The 21087-nt window shown below is 46.6% G+C and carries 21 protein-coding genes; 9 read left to right on the top strand and 12 right to left on the bottom strand.

The window, feature by feature from the left end:
- Positions 1-92 precede the first annotated feature (92 nt).
- From GWI56_RS05065 to GWI56_RS05075, 3 genes are read left to right on the top strand one after another with little or no spacing between them, the layout of a single operon-like run.
- Positions 93-725 carry a paraquat-inducible protein A gene (locus GWI56_RS05065; protein WP_173496834.1) on the top strand — a complete coding sequence of 211 codons (633 nt, stop codon included), beginning with the start codon at positions 93-95 and terminating at the stop codon, positions 723-725.
- Position 726: 1 nt separating this feature from the next.
- The gene (locus tag GWI56_RS05070) at positions 727-1344 is read left to right on the top strand and encodes a paraquat-inducible protein A (RefSeq protein WP_105252657.1); all 618 of its coding nucleotides are present in this window, start codon (positions 727-729) and stop codon (positions 1342-1344) included.
- Entirely contained in the window at positions 1331-3970 is a 2640-nt protein-coding gene (locus GWI56_RS05075) for an MlaD family protein (protein ID WP_198572306.1), read from the top strand. The genes GWI56_RS05070 and GWI56_RS05075 overlap by 14 nt, the downstream gene beginning before the upstream one ends.
- Before the next feature lie 138 nt (positions 3971-4108).
- Here the strand turns inward: GWI56_RS05075 and GWI56_RS05080 are convergent, their stop codons facing one another.
- A complete protein-coding gene (locus GWI56_RS05080; RefSeq protein ID WP_198572307.1) occupies positions 4109-5335 on the bottom strand; it encodes a spore maturation protein in 1227 nt (408 codons plus the stop codon).
- Positions 5336-5559: 224 nt separating this feature from the next.
- Between GWI56_RS05080 and rsmF the strand changes: the two genes are divergently transcribed.
- Entirely contained in the window at positions 5560-7005 is a 1446-nt protein-coding gene (gene rsmF / locus GWI56_RS05085) for a 16S rRNA (cytosine(1407)-C(5))-methyltransferase RsmF (RefSeq protein WP_198572308.1), read from the top strand.
- A gap of 241 nt (positions 7006-7246) precedes the next feature.
- On the opposite strand, the gene GWI56_RS05090 is transcribed toward rsmF, so the two are convergent.
- The 9 genes from GWI56_RS05090 to apbC all read right to left on the bottom strand — a co-directional run bounded on the left by GWI56_RS05090 (position 7247) and on the right by apbC (position 14328).
- On the bottom strand, positions 7247-8035 hold the full coding sequence (locus GWI56_RS05090) for a YchF/TatD family DNA exonuclease (RefSeq protein ID WP_131523337.1): 789 nt from the start codon (positions 8033-8035) through the stop codon (positions 7247-7249).
- A gap of 133 nt (positions 8036-8168) precedes the next feature.
- Complete coding sequence (locus tag GWI56_RS05095) at positions 8169-8495, bottom strand: PilZ domain-containing protein (protein ID WP_028759752.1); 327 nt, start codon at positions 8493-8495, stop codon at positions 8169-8171.
- Between the two features lie 6 nt (positions 8496-8501).
- A complete protein-coding gene (gene holB / locus GWI56_RS05100) occupies positions 8502-9458 on the bottom strand; it encodes a DNA polymerase III subunit delta' (protein WP_198572309.1) in 957 nt (318 codons plus the stop codon).
- Positions 9452-10078: a dTMP kinase gene (tmk, locus tag GWI56_RS05105; RefSeq protein WP_028759750.1), complete on the bottom strand. Its 627-nt coding sequence runs from the start codon at positions 10076-10078 to the stop codon at positions 9452-9454. The genes holB and tmk overlap by 7 nt, the downstream gene beginning before the upstream one ends.
- A 22-nt stretch (positions 10079-10100) precedes the next feature.
- Positions 10101-11138, bottom strand: a complete 1038-nt coding sequence (gene mltG / locus GWI56_RS05110; RefSeq protein ID WP_198572310.1) for an endolytic transglycosylase MltG — start codon at positions 11136-11138, stop codon at positions 10101-10103.
- Positions 11135-11944: an aminodeoxychorismate lyase gene (pabC, locus tag GWI56_RS05115; RefSeq protein ID WP_198572311.1), complete on the bottom strand. Its 810-nt coding sequence runs from the start codon at positions 11942-11944 to the stop codon at positions 11135-11137. Before pabC ends, mltG begins: the two co-directional genes overlap by 4 nt.
- A gap of 5 nt (positions 11945-11949) precedes the next feature.
- On the bottom strand, positions 11950-12531 hold the full coding sequence (gene dcd, locus GWI56_RS05120; protein ID WP_028759747.1) for a dCTP deaminase: 582 nt from the start codon (positions 12529-12531) through the stop codon (positions 11950-11952).
- Positions 12532-12562: 31 nt separating this feature from the next.
- Positions 12563-13201, bottom strand: a complete 639-nt coding sequence (gene udk / locus GWI56_RS05125) for a uridine kinase (protein ID WP_028759746.1) — start codon at positions 13199-13201, stop codon at positions 12563-12565.
- 11 nt (positions 13202-13212) lie between these two features.
- On the bottom strand, positions 13213-14328 hold the full coding sequence (apbC, locus tag GWI56_RS05130; RefSeq protein WP_006086266.1) for an iron-sulfur cluster carrier protein ApbC: 1116 nt from the start codon (positions 14326-14328) through the stop codon (positions 13213-13215).
- A gap of 160 nt (positions 14329-14488) precedes the next feature.
- Between apbC and metG the strand changes: the two genes are divergently transcribed.
- Positions 14489-16558 carry a methionine--tRNA ligase gene (gene metG, locus GWI56_RS05135; RefSeq protein WP_198572312.1) on the top strand — a complete coding sequence of 690 codons (2070 nt, stop codon included), beginning with the start codon at positions 14489-14491 and terminating at the stop codon, positions 16556-16558.
- A gap of 271 nt (positions 16559-16829) precedes the next feature.
- On the top strand, positions 16830-17786 hold the full coding sequence (locus GWI56_RS05140; protein WP_198572313.1) for an AEC family transporter: 957 nt from the start codon (positions 16830-16832) through the stop codon (positions 17784-17786).
- Positions 17787-17947: 161 nt separating this feature from the next.
- Here the strand turns inward: GWI56_RS05140 and GWI56_RS05145 are convergent, their stop codons facing one another.
- Entirely contained in the window at positions 17948-18700 is a 753-nt protein-coding gene (locus GWI56_RS05145) for a Nif3-like dinuclear metal center hexameric protein (protein WP_198572314.1), read from the bottom strand.
- A 70-nt stretch (positions 18701-18770) separates the two neighbouring features.
- On the bottom strand, positions 18771-19241 hold the full coding sequence (locus GWI56_RS05150) for a glycine zipper 2TM domain-containing protein (RefSeq protein WP_198572315.1): 471 nt from the start codon (positions 19239-19241) through the stop codon (positions 18771-18773).
- Positions 19242-19295: 54 nt separating this feature from the next.
- On the opposite strand from GWI56_RS05150, the gene aat reads away from it, so the two are divergent.
- The 3 genes from aat (at position 19296) to infA (ending at position 21007) form a co-directional block, all read left to right on the top strand.
- Positions 19296-20009 carry a leucyl/phenylalanyl-tRNA--protein transferase gene (aat, locus tag GWI56_RS05155; RefSeq protein WP_198572316.1) on the top strand — a complete coding sequence of 238 codons (714 nt, stop codon included), beginning with the start codon at positions 19296-19298 and terminating at the stop codon, positions 20007-20009.
- On the top strand, positions 19996-20706 hold the full coding sequence (locus GWI56_RS05160; RefSeq protein WP_028759740.1) for an arginyltransferase: 711 nt from the start codon (positions 19996-19998) through the stop codon (positions 20704-20706). Before aat ends, GWI56_RS05160 begins: the two co-directional genes overlap by 14 nt.
- An 82-nt stretch (positions 20707-20788) precedes the next feature.
- A complete protein-coding gene (gene infA / locus GWI56_RS05165; protein WP_006081934.1) occupies positions 20789-21007 on the top strand; it encodes a translation initiation factor IF-1 in 219 nt (72 codons plus the stop codon).
- Positions 21008-21087: the final 80 nt, after the last annotated feature.

Genomic DNA, 21087 nt, shown 5'->3' on the forward strand with positions numbered 1-21087 from the left:
AAAGCGCTAGACGTGGCTTAACAGCTAACTAGCACGACACTTTGCACCGATCTCGCTGTTATTACTCCTATTAGGCTAATATATATTTTTATATGCATGAAAACGCAGCAGAAAATTCAGTAACCCTATGCCGCTCCTGCGATTTAGCAGTCCGCAAACGTGCCTTGCCAAGCGGCGTTAGAGCACTCTGTCCTCGTTGCAGCACTGCACTTTATGACACGCCATACTGCTCTGTGAATGGTATGTTAGCCCTATGTATTTCGGCATTAGTGTTTTATTTCCCTGCCAATTTTTTACCCGTACTCGAGATCCACTTTTTCGGCAGTATTCGTACTACTACGGTTTTCCAAGGGGCATTTGCAGTATTTGACCAAGGCTATTGGGTTGTAGGTGTCGCCGTACTTGCCGCAGCTGTGATAGGTCCAGGCTTATTACTGTTATCGATATTGACACAGATTTTAATTGTAAAATGGGGGTTGAGTAGCCTTTTTTGGCGTAACTCATTGAAGCAGTTATTAAAATTTCATGGTATCTTATCGCAGCTCACTATGCTGGAAATTTATGTGATCAGCTTCTTAGTTTCATCATTTCAGCTATCTGATTTTTCGGACATTTATTTTGGTATGGGCACATTTTGCTTCACTATGCTGTTTCTCGTGACCTTGTTTCTACAAAGAGAATACGATTTAGAACATATGTGGACGTTATTGGAAGGTCATAGCTGATATGAAACAACAAGGTAAAGATATCGGCCTATGTCTCTGTAAAGTGTGTCGCCAACTCAACAGCAGTGAACTCACGCACTGTCAGCGCTGTGAAACTGAGTTGCACGTCAGAGACTATTCCAGCCTGCAAAAAAGTTGGGCTTTGTTGATTACCGCTGCCATCTTACTGGTGCCAGCCAACATTTACCCTATCACTATGCTGACCAATCAAGGGCAAGTGCGGCACGACACCATTTTTTCAGGCATTTTGCATTTAGTGCATTCAGATATGCTGCCTATTGCCATCATAGTGTTTACCGCCAGTATTTTAGTACCATGGATTAAAATCATCGGCTTATCCATTTATCTGTGTGCGATCAGCTTTGACATTCCGATTTCAAAAAAGAAATTGATGGTGGGTTTTCACATCATCGAATGGATTGGCCGCTGGTCAATGCTCGATTTATTTGTCATCTCAATCACAGTGGCATTAGTGAACATGGGACAATTACTCGACGCGAAACCCGCGCCTGCGGCTACCGCATTTGCCTTGGTTATTCTGTTAACTCAGTTAGCCGCAAAAGTTTTAGACACTCGTTTACTCTGGGATCGATTGGAACCTCAAGATGACACAAATTGAATCGCCGAAAGTTGTAAAGAAAAAACTCTTTTCGCCCATTTGGCTGCTTCCTATTGTCGCGTTGGCATTAGGTGCTTGGCTGGGCATTAAGAGCATTAAAGAATCGGGGGTTGAAATTCAAATTCACTTTCCGAGCGCCACTGGGATTGATGTAGGTAAAACCTTAGTCAAATACCAAGGTTTGACTGTTGGTAAAGTGAAAGACATTGGCATAGATGAAGATCTCAAAGGCGTGAATGTCAAGGTCATGATGGACTACCGCGCTAAGCCTTTCTTGAATAAAGAAACCCTCTTCTGGCTTGTCACACCTAAAGCAAGTATTACAGGTGTTGAAGGCTTAGATGCGCTGTTTTCGGGTAACTATATTGCTATCCAACCAGGAAAAGGCAATGCATCGACCTTTTTTGAAGCAGAACGCCAACCGCCGCCGATGCAAATCGGCTCAGAAGGTGTGATGGTCGAATTGACCTCCGATAAACTCGGTTCGCTCGATGTTGGCTCGCCAATATTTTTCCGCCAAATCCCCGTGGGTAGCGTGGTCAGCTATCGTTTAGATGGCAATCAAAGGGTCATTATCAGCGCTTTCATTCAAGAGCAATATGCGCGGTTAGTGAAGAAAAATTCTCACTTTTGGAATGTTTCTGGCGTCAAAATTGATGCTTCACTAACTGGAGTTAAAGTCAGTTCAGAGAGTTTGGCATCCATTCTGGCTGGCGGCGTGAGTTTCAGCTCTGACGATAAAGCAGACATAGCTAAAAACGGTGACGTTTTTTCGCTTTATGATTCAGAAACCACTGCCCTTGGCGGCATAGAAATAAACCTAACCATGGCTGACGCTAACGGTGTCGACAAAGGTACCCGCATCGTTTATCGCGGCATGAGCATTGGCAGTATTTTAAGTAAACAACTCACGTCCAATGGTGTTACAGCCGTGGCTAAATTTGAACCTCAATACGGTTCACTGTTAACTAACGACGGCGTGTTTTGGCTTGAAGGCGCTGATATTTCCCTCTCAGGCATTAAGAATCCAGAACGCTTACTGACAGGTAGCGTGATCAACTTCCTGCCAGGCATCAACACCAAAAGCGCGGTACCAAGCAGCTTTGCCTTACAAGCCAAAGCGCCTGATTTACTGCAATCAAAGAAGCGTTTCTTGACCTTAACCTCAGCCGAAAACATGGGCATTTCAGCGGGCGCTCAAGTTCGCTTCAAGCAAATACCCATCGGTTCAGTGCTTGCGGTTAAGTTAACCAAAGATTTATCGGCGGTGGAATACCAACTCGAGCTACAACCTGAGTTTGCCAGTCTAATTCGAAGCGACAGCTATTTTGTGCCTGAGTCGGCATTAACGGTAAACGCATCGTTAGACGGTGTCTCAGTCAAAGCAAGGGATTTTACAACGCTCACTCAAGGTGCAGTTAGCTTGATCCAAGGTCAAAGCGACACACCTTTAGCTGCTAACAGCGCTCTGACCCTCTTTAGCTCTGTGGATGCCGCGACAGCTTTTTATGATCGTCAGCAGCAAGTGCATTTAACGTTAATCAGTCAAGATGGCGCCGATGTCAGCCAAGGCTCACCGATTTATTATAAAAAAATGCAAATTGGCACAGTTGACTCAGTGAACTGGCAAAGCAAAACCGAAGACTTTGCTATCAAGCTCGCTATCGACAAACAGTTTCAACCCTTGCTGAAAAAGCCAAAAGTATTCTGGCGTAACAGCGCCGTGGATATCAGTGCCAGTCTTGCCGGTATTGATGTCACCGTTGCCCCTCTACAAGGGGCATTAAAGGGCAGCATCAGTCTGGGACTGCTTGATAGCAATGACAAAGTGAGCAATACAATCCCGTTAAAACTCTATGAGAGCAAGCAGTTGGCATTAACTCAGGCGCAGGCGATTCGCCTCACATTACCCGCCTCCAGCAAACTGACGGCCAAGGCCGCGATTCGCTATCAAGGTCATCAAGTAGGTGAAGTGTCGCAAGTGAAGCTCAATGCGGATCTCAATACACTCACAGCTAGCGCATATCTCTACGGGGAGTATGCCGAACATTTCAGCCGCAGTGACTGTGAATATCATTTAGTGGATGCACAAATTTCTCTGGCGGGGATCAAAGCGCCAGAAACGCTGATCACAGGTCCTTACATAGGAGTCTTACCGGGTAAAGGCAGTCAAAAAGCGACCCAGTTTGTTGCCAACCTCGCCGCTAGCAGTTATGCCAACGTTGCCGAAGATGCGCTGAAATTCATTCTAGAAGATACTAGCCTAGGCTCAATGAAAGTCGGCACACCGATCTTCTTCCGAGGGATTAAAGTCGGTCAAATCGACGGTTATAGCCTATCGACACAGGGTAATAGTGTATTGATGCAGGCCCATATTGAGCCGCAGTACAGTCACTTAGTGAATCAAAGCAGTCAATTCTGGGATGCCTCAGGGATTAAAGTCGATGTTGGCCTCTTTTCAGGTGCACAAATCGAAGCGGGCTCACTGGAAACCTTACTCGCTGGCGGCATCAATGTGGCGACTAAGGACACTACTCAAGGGGATAATCGTTTAGCAGCAGGAACAGTATTAAGATTGCAACACAAAGCCGAAAACGAATGGCAGCAATGGGCGCCCGCCCAGTAATTCTTTTCATCAAAATACTTACACCAACGCACTAATAGCTCTTATAAATAAATCAGGCGCATAATGCGCCTGATTTATTTTTAGCTTCTCGAACTGTTATTGGCACATTCTAGGGTGCTCAAGACACTTGCCATCCTGTTAACCATAAAACCAATAACAAACAGCAATCGCGGCGCTGATACCCGCAAAGTCCGCAGTTAAACCGCAAGCTAAGGCGTGGCGTCCATGGCGAATACCCACAGAACCAAAATACACAGCGAGAACATAGAAAGTGGTTTCAGTGCTACCCTGAAAAATCGCCGCTAATCGACCCGCAAAGGAATCTACTCCGTGGTGATCCATTGTCTCAAGCATCATGGCTCTGGCGCCTGAGCCACTAAAAGGTTTCATCAGTGCGGTCGGCATTGCATCGACAAAGCGAGTGTCGAAACCTAATATCCGCACACCAGTGGCAATCAAGTGCAACAGATAATCCAAGGCGCCGGATGCACGCAGCAAACCAATCGCTAATAACATAGCAAGTAAATAAGGGATCAACTGGATAGATTGAGCAAAACCCGCCTTCGCCCCTTCAATAAACTCATCATAAACCGCCACCTTGCGAATGCCCGCAACAATCACGAAGGTAAATACCAATAACAGCAAAATACCATTGCCCATTGCCGTCGACACTGTGCCAATGGCATCAGCACTTAAGGTCATCAGATAAAAACCACTCGCCACTAACCCTGAGAGCATCAAGGCGCCATAACCGAGCACCACTGAGTTTAATAATGAAATTCGCTGCACTAACGCCACAACCAGCAAACCCGCCAATGTCGATGCTGAAGTGGCCAGTAAAATCGGCAAGAAAATATCCGCAGGCGCAGCGGCACCTTGCTGGGCACGGTAAAGAAATACCGTCACAGGCACTAAGGTCACAGAGGAAGTATTGAGTACTAAAAATAAGATTTGCGCATTGGTCGCCACGGTTTTTAGCGGATTTAAACTCTGCAAATCATGCATCGCCTTTAAACCAAGTGGCGTGGCAGCATTATCTAACCCAAAGATATTCGCTGTTAAATTCATCGTGATACTGCCAAAGGCCGGATGCCCCTTGGGCACTTCAGGCATCAAACGGCGCAGTAATGGCTCAAACACAAAGGCAATAGCGCCGACAACGCCAGCCTTTTCCCCTACCTGCATCAATCCCATCCACAAAGAAAGCACGCCAATCAGCCCAAGAGAAATTTCAGCGGCAAGCTTAGCACTCGCAAATAAAGCCGTGACTGAAGCCGATAATACTTCTATATGTCCATTGAATAACTGCACTGCTATTGCAAGCAATGCCGTGATAAAAAAAGCCAACCACACACGATTCAGCACGCTAATCCCCTTATTTTTATTTGTTTTTATTCTATTAGCTCATGGCTACTGAGTGCTAGCTTTATGGCGACTCATTCCAATATCGCTCAAATCATCAGAGCATAAACATTAAATCACAATAGCAGCCTTGGCGGCTCGGGAGAAAATCTCAGACCCAATAAGGGATTATGATATACTCGCACCAGTTGATACACAGTCTATTTTCCTATGGTTCAATGAAATCAATGGTCCAATTAAATCAAAATTTTATCGATACAATCACCCAAGAACTCCCCGCCCATTTATCCATGGACGAGTTTATTGCCGCCTGCGACAGGCCGCTTAGACGTTCAATTCGGGTCAATACCTTAAAAATCAGCAGTGACGACTTTAAGACCTTGATGCAACCTAAGGGCTGGACGTTCGATCCTATTCCTTGGTGTGAAGACGGATTTTGGATCAGTTACGATGAAGAAGAACAACTCGGCAATGCCTTAGAGCACATCCAAGGCTTATTCTACATTCAAGAAGCCAGCTCTATGTTGCCGCCGACCGCACTTTTTACACCGAATGCACATTGGCAGTGCGTACTTGATCTCGCCTCCGCGCCGGGTTCAAAAACCACGCAAATGGCCGCATTGATGCAAAACCGAGGCTTATTGGTGGCTAATGAGTATTCGGCGAGCCGCGTGAAAGTATTGCACGCCAATGTGCTGCGCATGGGCGCGAGCCACTGTGCCCTCACCCATTTCGATGGCCGTGTATTTGGCGAATACCTGTACGAAAGTTTTGATGCCGTGCTTATCGATGCGCCCTGTGGCGGTGAAGGCACAGTGCGTAAAGACGCCGATGCTCTAAAACACTGGAGCCTAGACGATGTGCTGGCGATTAGCGAAACCCAAAAAGCCTTAATCGAATCGGCGTTTCTCGCCCTGAAACCCGGTGGCAGTTTGGTCTACTCAACCTGCACCTTAAACCGCCTCGAAAACCAAGGCGTGTGCGAGTATTTAAAACAAGTCTACGGCGATGCGGTGCAATTTGAATCCTTAAGCGATTTATTTGATGGTGCAGATCGAGCTACAACGCCCGAAGGCTTCTTACATGTCTGGCCACAGATTTACGACAGTGAAGGTTTCTTTGTCGCTAAATTGACAAAAACCGCCTCAGTGCCGCGTTTACAACCAGAGCCTAAACTACAGAAAAACTTTCCCTTCACGCCCGCATCAGCAAAACAAGCCCAAGGGATCAAAGACTATTTTCAGCAGGATTTAGGCATCAGCTTACCGGACGAACTCATCATGGTTCGCGATGATGAATTCTGGCTATTTCCGCATGAATTCAACGCTTTTATCGGCCGTATGCGCTTTCAGCGTATTGGCATTAAACTCGCCGATAACAGTAAACACGGCTTTAAAGTCCGCCATGAAGCGATTATTGCATTAGCAGGAAAACAACTCAGCCCAACCTCAAAAACAGTCGATGTGAGCGATGTTGAAGCGAAAGAGTATTTGATGGGGCGAGATATTGCCCTAAACACCGCAGTGAAAGCTCAAGGTGAAGTGATCGTCTGTTATGGCGGTGCACCATTAGGCATGGCGAAACATTTAGGCAATAAGTTAAAAAACAACCTACCCAGAGACTTAGTGAAAGATAAAGTGTTACTGCTACCAGAACAGACGAAATCGTTATAATTTCGCTATTTTTTAGCGATAAATAACCTAAAAAAGGGGAAAGTGAGCGCGACTGTAAGACAAAAGCTCGGCTACACTGAGTCTATTGTAAAGCGCACTGCATGGCGCTTTCACCTGTAGCGCACGGCTCTTCAATGAGCCATTCCCCTAGGCCCAAACAGCTTTAATCGTTTTGGGCCTTTTTTTATGCCTGTACGCTAACAATCACGCAATCGCATAACGTGGGTCAAAGCACTTGCTGCTAACGGCCAACTAAACGCGCTGCATCTTTGAATAAATTAAAGAAGTTATTGCTGGTGTATTCAGCAAGATCTTCATAACGCTCACCTCTAAGCTCTGCCACAAACTCAGCCACATCGCGCACATAGGCAGGCTGATTCTCTTGTCCACGGTGTGGGATCGGCGCCAAATAAGGCGAATCAGTTTCAACTAGCAGACGATCCTGAGGCACTTTACGGATAACGGTTCGCAGATCACCCGCATTTTTAAAAGTGACTATGCCTGAAACCGAAATATAAAAGCCGAGATCAATCGCCGCTTTCGCCATCTCCCAGTTCTCGGTAAAGCAATGCAGCACGCCGCCGACGTTATCCGCGTTACCCTGCTTAAGCATATTGATCGTATCTTCACGTGCATCCCGGGTATGGACAATTAAAGGCTTATTCACTTCTACCGCAAGGGCAATCTGCTGCTCAAAACATTGCTGTTGCAACAGCTTAGTGTCGTCTGCATAAAAATAATCTAACCCCGTTTCACCAATAGCGACCACTTTAGGATCGGTGGCAAAGCGGCGGATTTGCTCAACATCGAGGCCTTCTTTAACGTCTAATGGATGCACACCCGATGACAAAAATACCTGTTCGAAGGCTGCAACTTTATCTCGCATCGATTCAAATCCCTGCTGGCGTACATTCACGCACAACATATAGTCCACGCCACGGGCTTTAGCATTAGCAAGAATCTGTTCTAAGGTTTGTTGATCAGGCGCCGCTTTGAGGCGATCGAGATGGCAGTGTGAATCAATAAGCACAAGGATTTCCAAGCAGAGTAACAAAGGACGACAAGGATACCCAGCCAAGGGATCGAGGTCAAATTCAACAGAAGTAAATAGCCAGTTTAGGCAGTGAGCAGACGTTTAAACCAGAGCAATAATGCAGGCTAACCTACATAGTACAGGTTAAATCGCCAGAGGCGAGTTCGCGAGACAGTAACTTTTCGATATGGTGTTTATGGCTATCTGGCTCAGAAATAATTTTAATGCCAATCCCCACAGGGCGGCCACCCGACGCTCCTAAGGGATTAATCCACACCACAACACCACGAAATTCATTAGTGAGGGTTGCGCCGGGTAAACGATACGCAATCGTCAGCGGTTGGCCAAGATAATGACTTTCACTGGTCGCAATAAATAATCCTGCCGGCTTAATAAAAGGCATATAGGCACGATATAACTGATGTAAGGTATCAAAATTAACGACGAGATCTACCATGGCATATTACTTATTTGTTATCTCTCTATATTCTAAGACATAACTTTGACACAGGGCCAAATAATTGACGCTCGGCATTGTGCTTAAGCTATGACACATTCCCATGATCTTAGCCGCCAAATTCCCGAGTTGCGCATGAACAAACGCATCTTGATGGCTATTTTTCAGTAAAACCTGTCGTATAAGTAGGTACAAAACCTTAAGAACATCAATTATTTGTTGTTCACTTATTATTAACAAACTAGCACACAGATGACCAGACGACAAACTTTGTGCCCAATCTTTGCGTAATTGTAGCAAGGATTGATACCGACTCTGTTGGCTACCCTCACACTGCAAGCTCTCAGCCAACTTTAACGGCCCACCCACGACACTCAAACACCAAGTTACATCCTCTTGAATACCACATCGCTGGGCAAGCCAGTTTTTGATGACCTCTCGACTCGGAACGACAAAGGGAATGCGTTGACAACGACTGCTAACCGTCGCCATCAAACGTGCAGGCGTATCCGACTGCAAAATCAGTAAGGTGTCTTTACCTGGCTCCTCAAGGGTTTTAAGGAGTGCGTTCGCGGCAGCGGAGTTAAGACGCTCGCTGTGGTGGATAATCGCTACACGCCTGCCACTTTGCTGTGCGGTGGCTGTCAGACGCGTACACAGCTCACGAATTTGATCGACTTTAATTTGATTGCCATCGGCGGCGATATGATAAAAATCAGGATGATTGCCCGCATCATAGAGCTGACAAGACTTACAAAAACCGCACGCGCCCACAGGCGTTGGCTGCAAACACATAGCCGCGCGCGCCATAAACACACTCAGCAACTCACCGCCATAGGCTGAATCAATGCCAACGAGTTGTGCGTGAGGTATTTTTTGACGCGCTAATTGAGCTAAAAATGCCTGTCTTGGCCCTTCGAGCCAAGGTAATTGCTCAGCCGTAAATCCGGACTCGGCTACCATACCATCGCCTGAAGCACGGCTAAGATATCTTTGTGCACTTCGGCCATAGTTTGGCTCGCGTCTATAACTACGATACTGTCATCTTCGCTGGCAAGTTTGAGATATGTAGCGCGTGCTCGCTCAAAGAAATCAATCGCTTGTTGCTCAATTCTATCAAGCTCACCACGTTTAGCTGCACGGGTAAGCCCAAGCTTAGGATCTAAATCTAAGTACAAAGTAAGATCGGGTTTAAATCCCTTTAGTGTTGCAGTGCTCACCGCTTCCACTAACGGCATTAAACCTCTGCCACCACCTTGATAAGCTAATGACGATAGATTGTGTCTATCACCCAATACCCATTGCCCTTGCGCAAGCGCGGGCTTTATGACATTAGCAACTAACTGAGCTCTGGCAGCATAAATGAGTAAACACTCGGCCTCATCACACAGGGGATCATTCGCATCAGCAATCTTAACTAAATCACGGATACGTTCGGCCAATGGTGTACCGCCCGGTTCGCGGGTGCAAATCGGCGCTTTACCCGTATGTTTTTCAATAAAGTCGCGAATAAGGTTAATCGCACTCGACTTACCTGCGCCTTCTAAGCCTTCAATAACGATAAATTTTGCAAAAACTGACATTGGATTTTCTTTCTCTGCATTTTTACTTTGGTGATTTTTCTGGCGTCGCTGGTTTTATCTTACGCTGATAGACGTCTACGGCGTGATTGTGTTCTTCAAGCGTGGTTGAAAACACATGGGTGCCATCGTTGCGCGATACAAAATAAAGGTAACTCACACTGGCGGGCTTAGACACGGCCATCAATGAGGCTTTACTCGGTGCAGCTATCGGCGTTGGCGGCAATCCAAAGATACGATAAGTATTAAAAGGCGTCTCTTCGACTAAATCTTTGCGGGTGATATTACCCTTATAGCGATCACCCATGCCGTAAATAACGGTCGGATCGGTTTGCAGACGCATACCTAGGTTAAGACGATTAACAAATACACCGGCGATTTGCTCACGCTCATGGGCTTGGCCGGTTTCCTTTTCAACTATCGATGCCAAAATCAGCATTTCATAGGGCGATTTTAACGGCAAATTTGGCGCCCGTTCTGCCCACGCTTTGGCAAGCTCCTGCTCCATCATTTTATAGCTTTGAGTCAGCATGACTTTAGCATCCGCCTCGGCGGTATAATGATAAGTGTCGGGGAAGAATTTTCCCTCAGGCAAACCAGAATCATCGCCTTGTGTCATCAATACCGCTGCAAATGCTTCTGGTGACATTTGTAAATGCGGAGCACTGGTAAGCTGTTGTTCCCATTCCACAATAGTTTTACCTTCAACTAAGGTCAAACTGAAGGTTTTTACTTTGCCGGCGATCAAATCATTGAGTAAATCAGTAATCGTTTGTGAAGGTGATATTTCATAAAGTCCCGTGCGAATTTTAGCAAGCTCAGGACGAAACTTAAGCAGCCACTTGAGTTTCCACGTATCTTGAATAACGCCGTCATCGGCAAGTTGCTGTGCCAGTTGATTCACACTGGTGCCGCGCTCAACCTTCAACTCTTTAGGCTCGCTGAGGCTCAGCGGCGTTTGACTGTATTCGACAACTGTTTGATAGCCCCAAAAGGCACCCAAACAGACTAAGGTTAGCAAGGTCAACAGGGTTGAACTGACGATAATAATGATTTTTTTCATAGAGTGAGTGAAAGTGTCTGTCTAAGTTGCGCGGTAATCGGAGCACGGGTGAACTTGAGCGAGTCTATCGCCAGTACATCCACAATCCCTAAAACGCTGTTAGTGATAAACGCTGAGTCAAATTCGATTAAACGCTCGGCGCCAACGGGCAAACATTCGATATTCATGTTCTGTTCAAGCAAGGCCAACATTATCTGTTCGCGCATCACACCCGCCACGCCACACAGGGCTAATGAAGGCGTGATAATGCGATTATCTTTGATAAAAAACACATTCGCCATCGAAGATTCAATCACATTCTCCTCGATATTTTTGACTAACCAGTCATCAAATCCCTGCGGTAAAGAGTGCGATTTAATCAAAACTTGTTCGAGTCGATTTAAATGCTTCATCCCTGCCAACAGAGGCTGCAAACCCAATCGTACCGACGAAGTTTTAAGGCTAATACCCTGTTGCTGCCACTGAGCATAATGGCCGGGGATAGTATGAACTGAGACGATTTCGGTAGGATTAACCGTTTCTGGCGGTGTATAGCCACGACCACCAACACCACGGGAAACGATTAACTTAATGCAATGATGAGGATATTCAATGGCTAAGGTATTCAGTTGCTGTTGCAATGCTTTACTCATTTGCCATTGAAATCCAAGCCTTGCGGCGCCTGCGGTTAAACGGGCTTGATGGGCTTCAAAAAACATAATCCCCTCAGCGTCCGTTCGCATCGTTGCAAACAGACCATCACCGTAGGCAAGCCCTCGATCGGAAGGGTCGACACTTGCCTGCGATGCGCCATTCACCCAGAACACGCGTGTTAGTCCTGACTGATACGGCTAGCCACCGCTTCTTGCTGATCTTTGTACTTGGCACTCTTACGGGTGTTATAAGGACGTGCAACCGCATGATTTAAGCGTTCAAAGTTAAGCGCACCTATAGTCATGCGTGGACGCAAAGCTAAAGGCAACTTGCCGCTGTTATAAAACTCGAGCACAATTTTACCTTGCCAACCCGGATCGATACGGTGCGCCGTTACGTGTACCATCAGGCCTAAACGCGCTAGAGACGAACGGCCATCAAGCCAACCGACGATGTCGGCAGGTAAAGTTACGCTCTCGTAAGTCACAGCCAAAGCCAATTCGCCAGGATGCAAGAAAAATGCTTCGCCATCGGGGATTTCGATAATCTCACTCATCACCCGATCGAGCGCCGCTTGCATCTCAGCACTTGGACCACTCAAGTCGATAAAAGGCGCGGTATGATCTTTAAAGACGCGAAACTGTCCACCTAAGCGCACATCAACACTGACGCCTGAAATAGCTTCTATGCCTGGGCGAGGTTCTATTACGATAGTGCCGTTATCAAGGGCCTGTTCAATTTCGATATCGGTTAAGCGCATCTTGCCTATTACTCCTTGAGTTTTTATGTCGTTATTTTGCCAGTAAATGTTGGATACGAGTCTTTAAAATATCGGTCGCAATACGATTTTTGCCGCCACGGGGAACGATAATGTCGGCGTATTGTTTCGAGGGTTCGATAAACTGTAAGAACATAGGACGCACGGTTTTCTTGTACTGTGAAATCACAGATTCCATCGTACGGCCGCGCTCGGCCACATCACGGGTTAAGCGACGTAGGAAACAAATGTCCAGCGGCGTGTCCATAAACACACTCGCGTCCATCAGCGCACGTAACTTAGGATCGGTCAGCAATAAGATACCTTCTAAAATGATCACCTTTTTCGGTGTCATCTTTAAGGTTTCTGCAGTGCGTGTATGTTCTGTATAGCTATAACAAGGGATATCAACAGCTTCGCCAGACTTGAGCAACTGTAAATGCGTGCACAACAATTGATGGTCCAGCGCTTTTGGATGATCGTAATTCGTTAATACCCGTTCATCCATGGATAAATGACTCTGATCGCGATAGTACGCGTCTTCATTAATTACCCCAATTTGATCTGTGCCTAAATCGCGGCGCAATTCGTCAAAAATCGTTTTGGCAATTAAACTTTTGCCCGATGCTGACGCGCCAGCAATTGCAATAATGACACACTGCTGAGAATTCATACCCTTAAACCTTACTCGTCATCTGAAACACTAATAGAAACTGTTTTCTGGCTTTGCTTTAAAGCCAATTCTGCGCCCACTTTACGGGCAATTTCCCGATAAAGAGCTGCGACTTCACTGTCAGGATCGGCAACGACGGTCGGCGCACCATTATCCATGGCTTCACGGATATTGATGTGCAGCGGCAAAGCGCCTAACAGTGGAACTTGATAGCGTTCAGCAATTTTACTGCCGCCGTGTGTTCCAAATGGATGTTCTTTATGACCACACTCAGGACATAAATGGAAACTCATGTTCTCGACAATACCCAGCACAGGAATGTTCACTTTCTGGAACATATTGATGCCCTTCTTGGCATCGGCCAGTGCGATATCCTGCGGTGTAGTCACGATAACGGCTCCGCTCACAGGGACTTTTTGCGATAACGTGAGCTGAATATCCCCTGTGCCTGGTGGCATATCAACGACTAAATAATCCAGTTCTGGCCATTGGGTTTCATTCAGTAACTGGGCTAACGCGCCCGCGGCCATTGGGCCACGCCACACGGCAGCTTCATCACCACTGAGCATAAAACCAATCGACTGCGCGGCAATACCATGGGCACTGGCGGCTGTCATATGTTTGCCATCGGGGGAAAGCGGTCTGAAATTAGGAATACCTAACATCATAGGCACTGACGGGCCGTAAATATCCGCATCGAGAATACCCACCTGCGCACCTTCAGCCGCTAATGCCAAAGCTAAGTTCACCGCTGTGGTTGACTTACCCACACCGCCCTTACCTGAGGCTACGGCAATCACTTGCTTCACATTGGCAATCGGCGCAATAGAAGATAACGCTGAGTAAGCTTTAGGTTGAAAATCGATTTCACACTCGACTTCATCAATAGCATCGAGCACCGCTAACTTATTCGTCAGCGCCATAACAGTGTCGCGATACTGAGTCATACAAGGGTATGGATAGACTAAGCCAAGCTGCAAACGCTTACCTTCCAATGCCAGCTTATTTACGCATCCTGCGCTCACTAACCCTTTCGCGAGATACGGGTCAACAAATGAATCGAGAATAGCCAGAACTGGCCCGAGAAGATCGTCATTCAGACGATAATCAGTTTGAGTTGAAGACAAAAGAATTACCCCCACCAATAAATTTGCCCAAGTGTACCAGATAATGCAGAAAACATTAGCGCAGATTTAGCTCAATTGGCTCAGGTTTTGATGAAAATCATCCTGTAATCGGTTAGTATCTCTACCAATATTTTTGGCCCACCACGATATTTGAGACAAGATGGCAACTTCACAACGTAAAATTCTCGTGACCAGCGCACTTCCCTATGCAAACGGACCGATACATTTAGGTCACATGCTGGAATACATACAGACAGATATCTGGTCGCGTTATCAAAAGCTTCGTGGACATGAGTGCCACTATATTTGTGCCGATGACGCCCATGGCACGCCAATCATGCTTAAAGCACAGCAATTAGGCATAGCGCCAGAAGACATGATTGCCCAAGTGAACAAAGAACATCAGCAGGATTTTGCCGATTTCAATATCGCCTTCGATAACTATCACAGCACCCACAGCGATGAAAACCGCGTACTGGCGAGTGATATTTATCTCAAGCTACGTGCGAATGGCTATATCAAGAGCAAGAGTATTTCTCAGCTGTTCGATCCTGAGAAATCCATGTTCTTGCCAGACCGCTTCGTAAAAGGCACTTGTCCTAAGTGTAAGTCACCGGATCAATACGGCGATAACTGTGATGCCTGCGGCGCGACTTACAGCCCAACTGAGCTCATCAATCCAAAATCAGCGGTATCGGGTGCGATACCAGTGATGAAAGACACTGAGCACTTTTTCTTCGACCTGCCCGCCTTCGAAGGCATGCTAAAAGAGTGGACTCGCTCTGGTGCCCTGCAAGTCGAGATGGCCAATAAACTCGACGAATGGTTCGATCAAGGTCTGCAGCAATGGGATATCACCCGTGATGCGCCGTATTTTGGTTTCGAAATTCCTGATGCGCCAGCTAAGTATTTCTACGTTTGGCTAGATGCGCCTATCGGTTATATGGGTTCGTTCAAAAACCTCTGTGACAAACGCCCTGAGCTGAGCTTTGAGGAATTCTGGGGCAAAGATTCAACCGCCGAGGTTTATCACTTCATCGGTAAAGACATAGTCTACTTCCACAGTCTGTTTTGGCCTGCCATGTTACACGGCTCTGGTTACCGCCAGCCAAACAGCGTCTATGCCCACGGCTATGTGACGGTCAACGGCGCTAAGATGTCAAAATCCAAAGGCACTTTCATCAAAGCGCGAACTTATTTAGATCATTTAGATCCTGAATATTTACGTTACTACTACGCCGCCAAACTCAGCAGCCGTATCGACGATTTAGATTTAAATCTCGAAGATTTCGCCCAGCGCGTGAATTCAGACTTAGTCGGTAAGCTAGTGAACTTAGCCTCGCGCACCGCAGGTTTTATCACTAAACGTTTCGATGGCAAGCTCGCGAAAATTAACGACACCACCCTGACTGAAGCGTTTCTAGCCAAGCAAGAGGTGATCGCCGAATTTTACGAGTCGCGCGAATACGGCAAAGCGATGCGCGAAATCATGGCACTGGCGGATATTGCTAACGGTTTTGTAGCCGATGCTGCGCCTTGGCAAATGGTGAAACATGACGATCAACAGGAAGCGGCTCATCAAGTGTGTTCAAATGCCTTGAATCTGTTCCGTATTCTCGTGACGTATCTAAAACCTGTATTGCCACGTTTAGCCCAAGATGTGGAAGCCTTTTTCCAACTACCGCTCACTTGGAATGCATTGAACCAAGATTTAGCGGGTCATGAAATCGCTCCATTCAAAACCATGATGCAACGTGTTGAGCTGGATAAAGTCAATGCTATGGTTGCCGATTCCAAGGATAACCTGCAAGTCACGGCCGATGCGCCAAAGACGGCTGCGCCTGAAAAGACGGTTGAATCATCTAATGTTAGCAGTGAGCCTCTGGTTAACGATCCTATCAGTGAGACCATCAACTTTGATGATTTTGCTAAAATCGACCTGCGTATCGCTCGTATCGTGAAAGCCGAGCATGTTGCTGACGCTGACAAGTTACTGAAGTTGCAGCTCGACATCGGCGGCGAAACACGCCAAGTGTTTGCAGGGATCAAATCGGCCTATTCGCCAGAAGATCTCGAAGGCAAACTAACTGTGATGGTCGCCAACTTAGCACCACGTAAGATGCGTTTTGGCATGTCAGAAGGCATGGTTTTGGCCGCTGGCCCTGGTGGCAGCGACCTGTGGATTTTAGAACCCCATGAAGGCGCACAGCCTGGCATGCGGGTTAAGTAATCTGCGCTAGATAACGCTCGAAAAACCAATAAGGCCGCATTTTATGTGGCCTTATTTGTTGATATCGATTGTTTGAGCCGATTCGTGGTCGCAAGTGTCACTCAGTCTTTTAAAAGACTGAGTTTAAGCCATTTAATTTTAACTGAGTGGTTTAAGAGACCGAGTTAAAACTCGTATTTCTATCGACAAGATATTCACGGCAATGTGACATTCATATCAGTGACAAGTCTAAAATCGACGCAGTGCTAAATGAATAACTCGAGGAGTAGTTATGGGAAATATCGTTGAGCAGTTGCTGTTTTCGGCCTCGATTACGGGCCCCATCTGTTTGATGTTAGCACTCGGTGTGCTCCTAAAACGCACCCAAATCATCAATGAAAACTTTATTGATGTCGCATCAAGATTAGTCTTTAACGTGACGCTGCCAGCCTTGCTGTTCCTTAGCATTATTAGCTCAAATCACGATCTCGCCTCCAGTGCGCCCTTGATTGGCTATGGTTTAACGGCCAATTTCCTGTTTTTCATACTCTCCACCTATGCAACTGGGCGGCTATTTCCCAAGCACAAAGACCAAGGAGTGATCATTCAAGGGGGTTTTAGGGCCAATACCGCCATTATCGGCTTAGCTTATGTTTCCAACGCCTATGGGAGTTCTGGTGTTGCCTTAGCCGCGGTCTATGTTGCCTCGATGACGCTGCTGTATAACATTCAAGCGGTTATTTGCCTAAGCCCTAAAGGCGAAGAATCCAGCCAACGTGCATTTGGCGTGATCATCAAGACCATCACCAAAAACCCGTTGATCATTGCCATTATGGCAGGCATGTTGTTCTATTTGCTTGCTATTCCAGTACCGAAAATGGTGCTTGATGCGGGACAATACTTCGCCAATATGACCCTGCCATTAGCGCTACTGTGTACCGGCGGTTCGCTCGATGTTGGTTCACTCAAACATGAAAAGCATACAACTTGGTTCTCGACCGCATTGAAACTGATCTTTGCCCCGCTTTTTATCACGATTGGGGCCTTGCTGTTGGGCTATCGAGGGATTGAGTTAGCAATGGTCTTTTTAATGAGTTCTGCACCCACCGCAGCCGCAAGCTATGTGATGGCGCGCGCCATGGGTGGCAATGCGCCCCTTGCGGCCAATATTATTGCGCTAACCACGGTCTGCTCGCTGATCACGTGCACCTTAGGCATCTTTGTATTGTCCACTTTGGAGCTAATCTAGCAGCAGCTAAAGGCTAAGAGCTGATTGCACAATCAGCTAGAGGAACGGATTTGAGTGACTATAAATAACAATAAAACCACAATAAAAAAGGCGAGCCATGCTCGCCTTTCGTTTAGGAATAAAACAGTTAGATTGTCATCATAAGCCGCTTTATGAATGGATTAGACCGGATTGGTGATATCCACAAAATGGTGCACGAGATCAAACTCGCGGGCGAGGTGACGGCCTAAGGCTTGAATACCAAAACGTTCTGTCGCATGGTGCCCAGCCGCAAAATAATGTATGCCCTGCTCTACCGCACTGTGAAACGTTCGCTCGGACACTTCACCACTGATAAACGCATCCACGCCTAAACTCGCCGCAACATCGATATAATCCTGTGCGCCACCAGTACACCAAGCTACATGTTGGATCTTTGCATCGCTATCACCAATGTGCAGTGGGGCTCTGCCTAAAGCATTCTCAAGGGTGTGAGAAAATTCGCTAGCACTGACTGCAAGATCAAGTTTTCCACGCCACAGTAGCCCCTGAGCCACCTCTTCAATGGCTTCTGCGTCGATGATCCCAAGCTGTCTCCCCAAAGTCGCGTTATTACCGAGCATTGGGTGGGCATCTAAGGGTAAATGATATCCAAACAAGCTAATATCATGCTTGAGCAGCGCCTTAATTCGGCGTTGTTTCATGCCTGTGATCACTTCAGGCTCATTCTTCCAAAAAAAGCCGTGATGAACCAATATCGCATCGGCGTTTAATCGAATCGCTTCATCGATCAAGGCCTGACACGCTGTCACGCCCGTGACTAAGGTGTGGATCTCATCCTTGCCTTCTACCTGCAGCCCATTGGGTGCGTAATCCTTAAAGGCCGACACATGTAAAAAATCGGCTAAATATTGGCTTAGTTCTGTCCGTGTCATTGCATTACCGTCCGTTACTCAAGATGACCATTTACTGAAGATGAGAATTTATCCAATATGAGACCATCGCTTACATCGCGATATCAACACGCACGCCACCTTGCAGGTATACCACTCGAACTCTGTCACCCGCGTTAAACGTCATGCCAGCATCGTAATCTTGGATCACCATGACCTGAGTACCATCTTCTTGATTGATCATCAGTTCCACCAGCTTAAACGATTGCACGCTAGTACCGCTGCCATAACGGTTACCGATACCCCCACCAATCAAGGCACCTAAAATCGTCGCCACATCTCGACCCGAACCGCCACCAAACTGATGACCAATCACCCCACCCGCTAAGGCGCCGCCGAAGGTTTTCCAACCTTGATTACGGTCTTCAATTAACTGGGTTTCGGTGATATTACGTACCGAAGTGATATCGCCATAGAGTACTTTCTCAACTGGCACGGCTTGATTGCGATCATAGCCAGCATTAGCGGGGCTGATGATAAAAGCAAAAATAAACATAAAGCTTGCTAGAGTAGGTTTCCACATATCTGAATTTCCGCTAACTTAATAATAAGGTCTATAACTAAATCATACTCAATTGTGAAGTCACTGTCTTTCCTGAATCACGAATTTGAAGCTTTTCCTTCGCCCGAGCACGCCTTAACCGATCCTAATGGTTTATTGGCTATCGGCGGCGACTTACGTCCTGAACGTTTACTCTCTGCTTACTACAACGGTATTTTTCCTTGGTTTAATTCTGACGATCCCATCCTGTGGTGGTCACCGGATCCCCGCGCCGTGTTTATTCCAGGTGAAATTCACATCAGCACCAGCCTGCGTAAATACTTAAAAAAACAACCTTGGCGGATCACAATCAATCACGCTTTCACCGATGTGATGGCGGGATGTGCGCAGCCAAGAGAAAAACAGAGCGGCACTTGGATCACCCAAGAAATTCAAATGGCCTATCGCGAATTGCATCACACAGGTCATGCCCACTCCATTGAAGTGTGGGAAGGTGAACGTTTAATCGGTGGGCTTTACGGCTTAGCGATCGGCCAAGTATTTTGCGGCGAATCCATGTTTCACCGTAAAACCAATGCGTCCAAGGCCGCCGTTGCCGCACTGCAACAACATTTACTCAAGATGGGATTCAAACTCATCGACGCACAAGTGATGAATCCCCACCTAGAAAGTTTGGGAGCTAAAGCTATTAAACGCATTGATTTTATAACGTTACTGAGCGAACTAAGAAACAATCCCGTGGACCCAAATACTTGGGCCACTAAAGAGGTCATCCTTGAACTCGAGTAAAGCATCGATCGCTATCGGTATCAGTCAAATATTTCCCTGCAGCTACCTTGATGGCCAGCAGGAGCAGCTACTCGTCATCCAAGAAGATACGCTCGATCCTATTTTATTTGAGCGTTTGCTCGCGGTAGGTTTTCGCCGCAGTGGTAGCTCTATCTACAAACCACGCTGCCCTAGATGCAGTGCATGCCAACCAATCCGTGTACCAACCCATGAATTTGTCCCATCGAAACGCCAAAAACGCACTTTAGCAAAAAACCAAGATCTGACTTGGCGAATTACATCGGAGCAAACCGCCGAGCAATATACGCTATATGAACATTATATTCGTGGGCGACATTTTGACGGCCCCATGTTTCCCCCGAGCGAAGATCAATATAATCACTTTCTTTTTTGCCATTGGTTACCGCCAACGTTTATCGAAGTCTATGATGGAAATAAATTATTGGCAGTTGCGGTCACAGATAGTTTGCCCAATAGTCTTTCGGCAATTTACAGCTATTTTGACCCCGACGAAGAACATCGCTCCCTCGGCGCACTGTTAATTTTAATTCAGTGTCGACTGGCGAAACTCATGAATAAAGAATTTGTTTATCTCGGATATCAAATAGATGAAAACCGTAAGATGTCTTACAAGCGTTTGTATCGCCCTTATCAAATTCTGACACCGACAGGCTGGGAGTATTCCCAAGTTTGCTAAGTACTTCCCCTTTACAGCGGGGGGAATTTGGGGCATGATACGCCCGTTTTTTATATTCGAAGGCTAATGGGATAATTAATTAATGGCGAAAGAAGACAACATTGAAATGCAAGGCACTATCCTTGAAACCTTGCCAAACACAATGTTTCGTGTAGAGCTTGAAAATGGTCATGTGGTGATAGCCCACATTTCAGGCAAAATGCGTAAAAACTACATCCGGATCCTTACTGGCGATAAAGTTACCGTCCAGCTGACTCCTTATGATCTGACCAAAGGTCGCATTGTCTTCCGCGCACGCTGATATAGCCTCTTAGATTTAAAAACCCGGCAAGGCCGGGTTTTTTTGTTTGCGAAAGATGAAAAAAATGGCTGCAATTGCAG

Source organism: Shewanella sp. DW31, from assembly GCF_015767295.1.
GTDB classification, from domain to species: Bacteria; Pseudomonadota; Gammaproteobacteria; order Enterobacterales; family Shewanellaceae; genus Shewanella; species Shewanella oncorhynchi.

Coding starts and splice junctions, on each gene's coding strand:
- udk (WP_028759746.1), bottom strand. CDS start 13,201: ATGAATTCTCAGCAGTGTGTCATTATTGCAATTGCTGGCGCGTCAGCA.
- rsmF (WP_198572308.1), top strand. CDS start 5,560: ATGGTCCAATTAAATCAAAATTTTATCGATACAATCACCCAAGAACTC.
- GWI56_RS05070 (WP_105252657.1), top strand. CDS start 727: ATGAAACAACAAGGTAAAGATATCGGCCTATGTCTCTGTAAAGTGTGT.
- infA (WP_006081934.1), top strand. CDS start 20,789: ATGGCGAAAGAAGACAACATTGAAATGCAAGGCACTATCCTTGAAACC.
- GWI56_RS05075 (WP_198572306.1), top strand. CDS start 1,331: ATGACACAAATTGAATCGCCGAAAGTTGTAAAGAAAAAACTCTTTTCG.
- GWI56_RS05145 (WP_198572314.1), bottom strand. CDS start 18,700: ATGACACGGACAGAACTAAGCCAATATTTAGCCGATTTTTTACATGTG.
- tmk (WP_028759750.1), bottom strand. CDS start 10,078: ATGTCAGTTTTTGCAAAATTTATCGTTATTGAAGGCTTAGAAGGCGCA.
- GWI56_RS05140 (WP_198572313.1), top strand. CDS start 16,830: ATGGGAAATATCGTTGAGCAGTTGCTGTTTTCGGCCTCGATTACGGGC.
- GWI56_RS05095 (WP_028759752.1), bottom strand. CDS start 8,495: ATGGTAGATCTCGTCGTTAATTTTGATACCTTACATCAGTTATATCGT.
- holB (WP_198572309.1), bottom strand. CDS start 9,458: ATGGTAGCCGAGTCCGGATTTACGGCTGAGCAATTACCTTGGCTCGAA.
- GWI56_RS05150 (WP_198572315.1), bottom strand. CDS start 19,241: ATGTGGAAACCTACTCTAGCAAGCTTTATGTTTATTTTTGCTTTTATC.
- mltG (WP_198572310.1), bottom strand. CDS start 11,138: ATGAAAAAAATCATTATTATCGTCAGTTCAACCCTGTTGACCTTGCTA.
- dcd (WP_028759747.1), bottom strand. CDS start 12,531: ATGCGCTTAACCGATATCGAAATTGAACAGGCCCTTGATAACGGCACT.
- metG (WP_198572312.1), top strand. CDS start 14,489: ATGGCAACTTCACAACGTAAAATTCTCGTGACCAGCGCACTTCCCTAT.
- GWI56_RS05065 (WP_173496834.1), top strand. CDS start 93: ATGCATGAAAACGCAGCAGAAAATTCAGTAACCCTATGCCGCTCCTGC.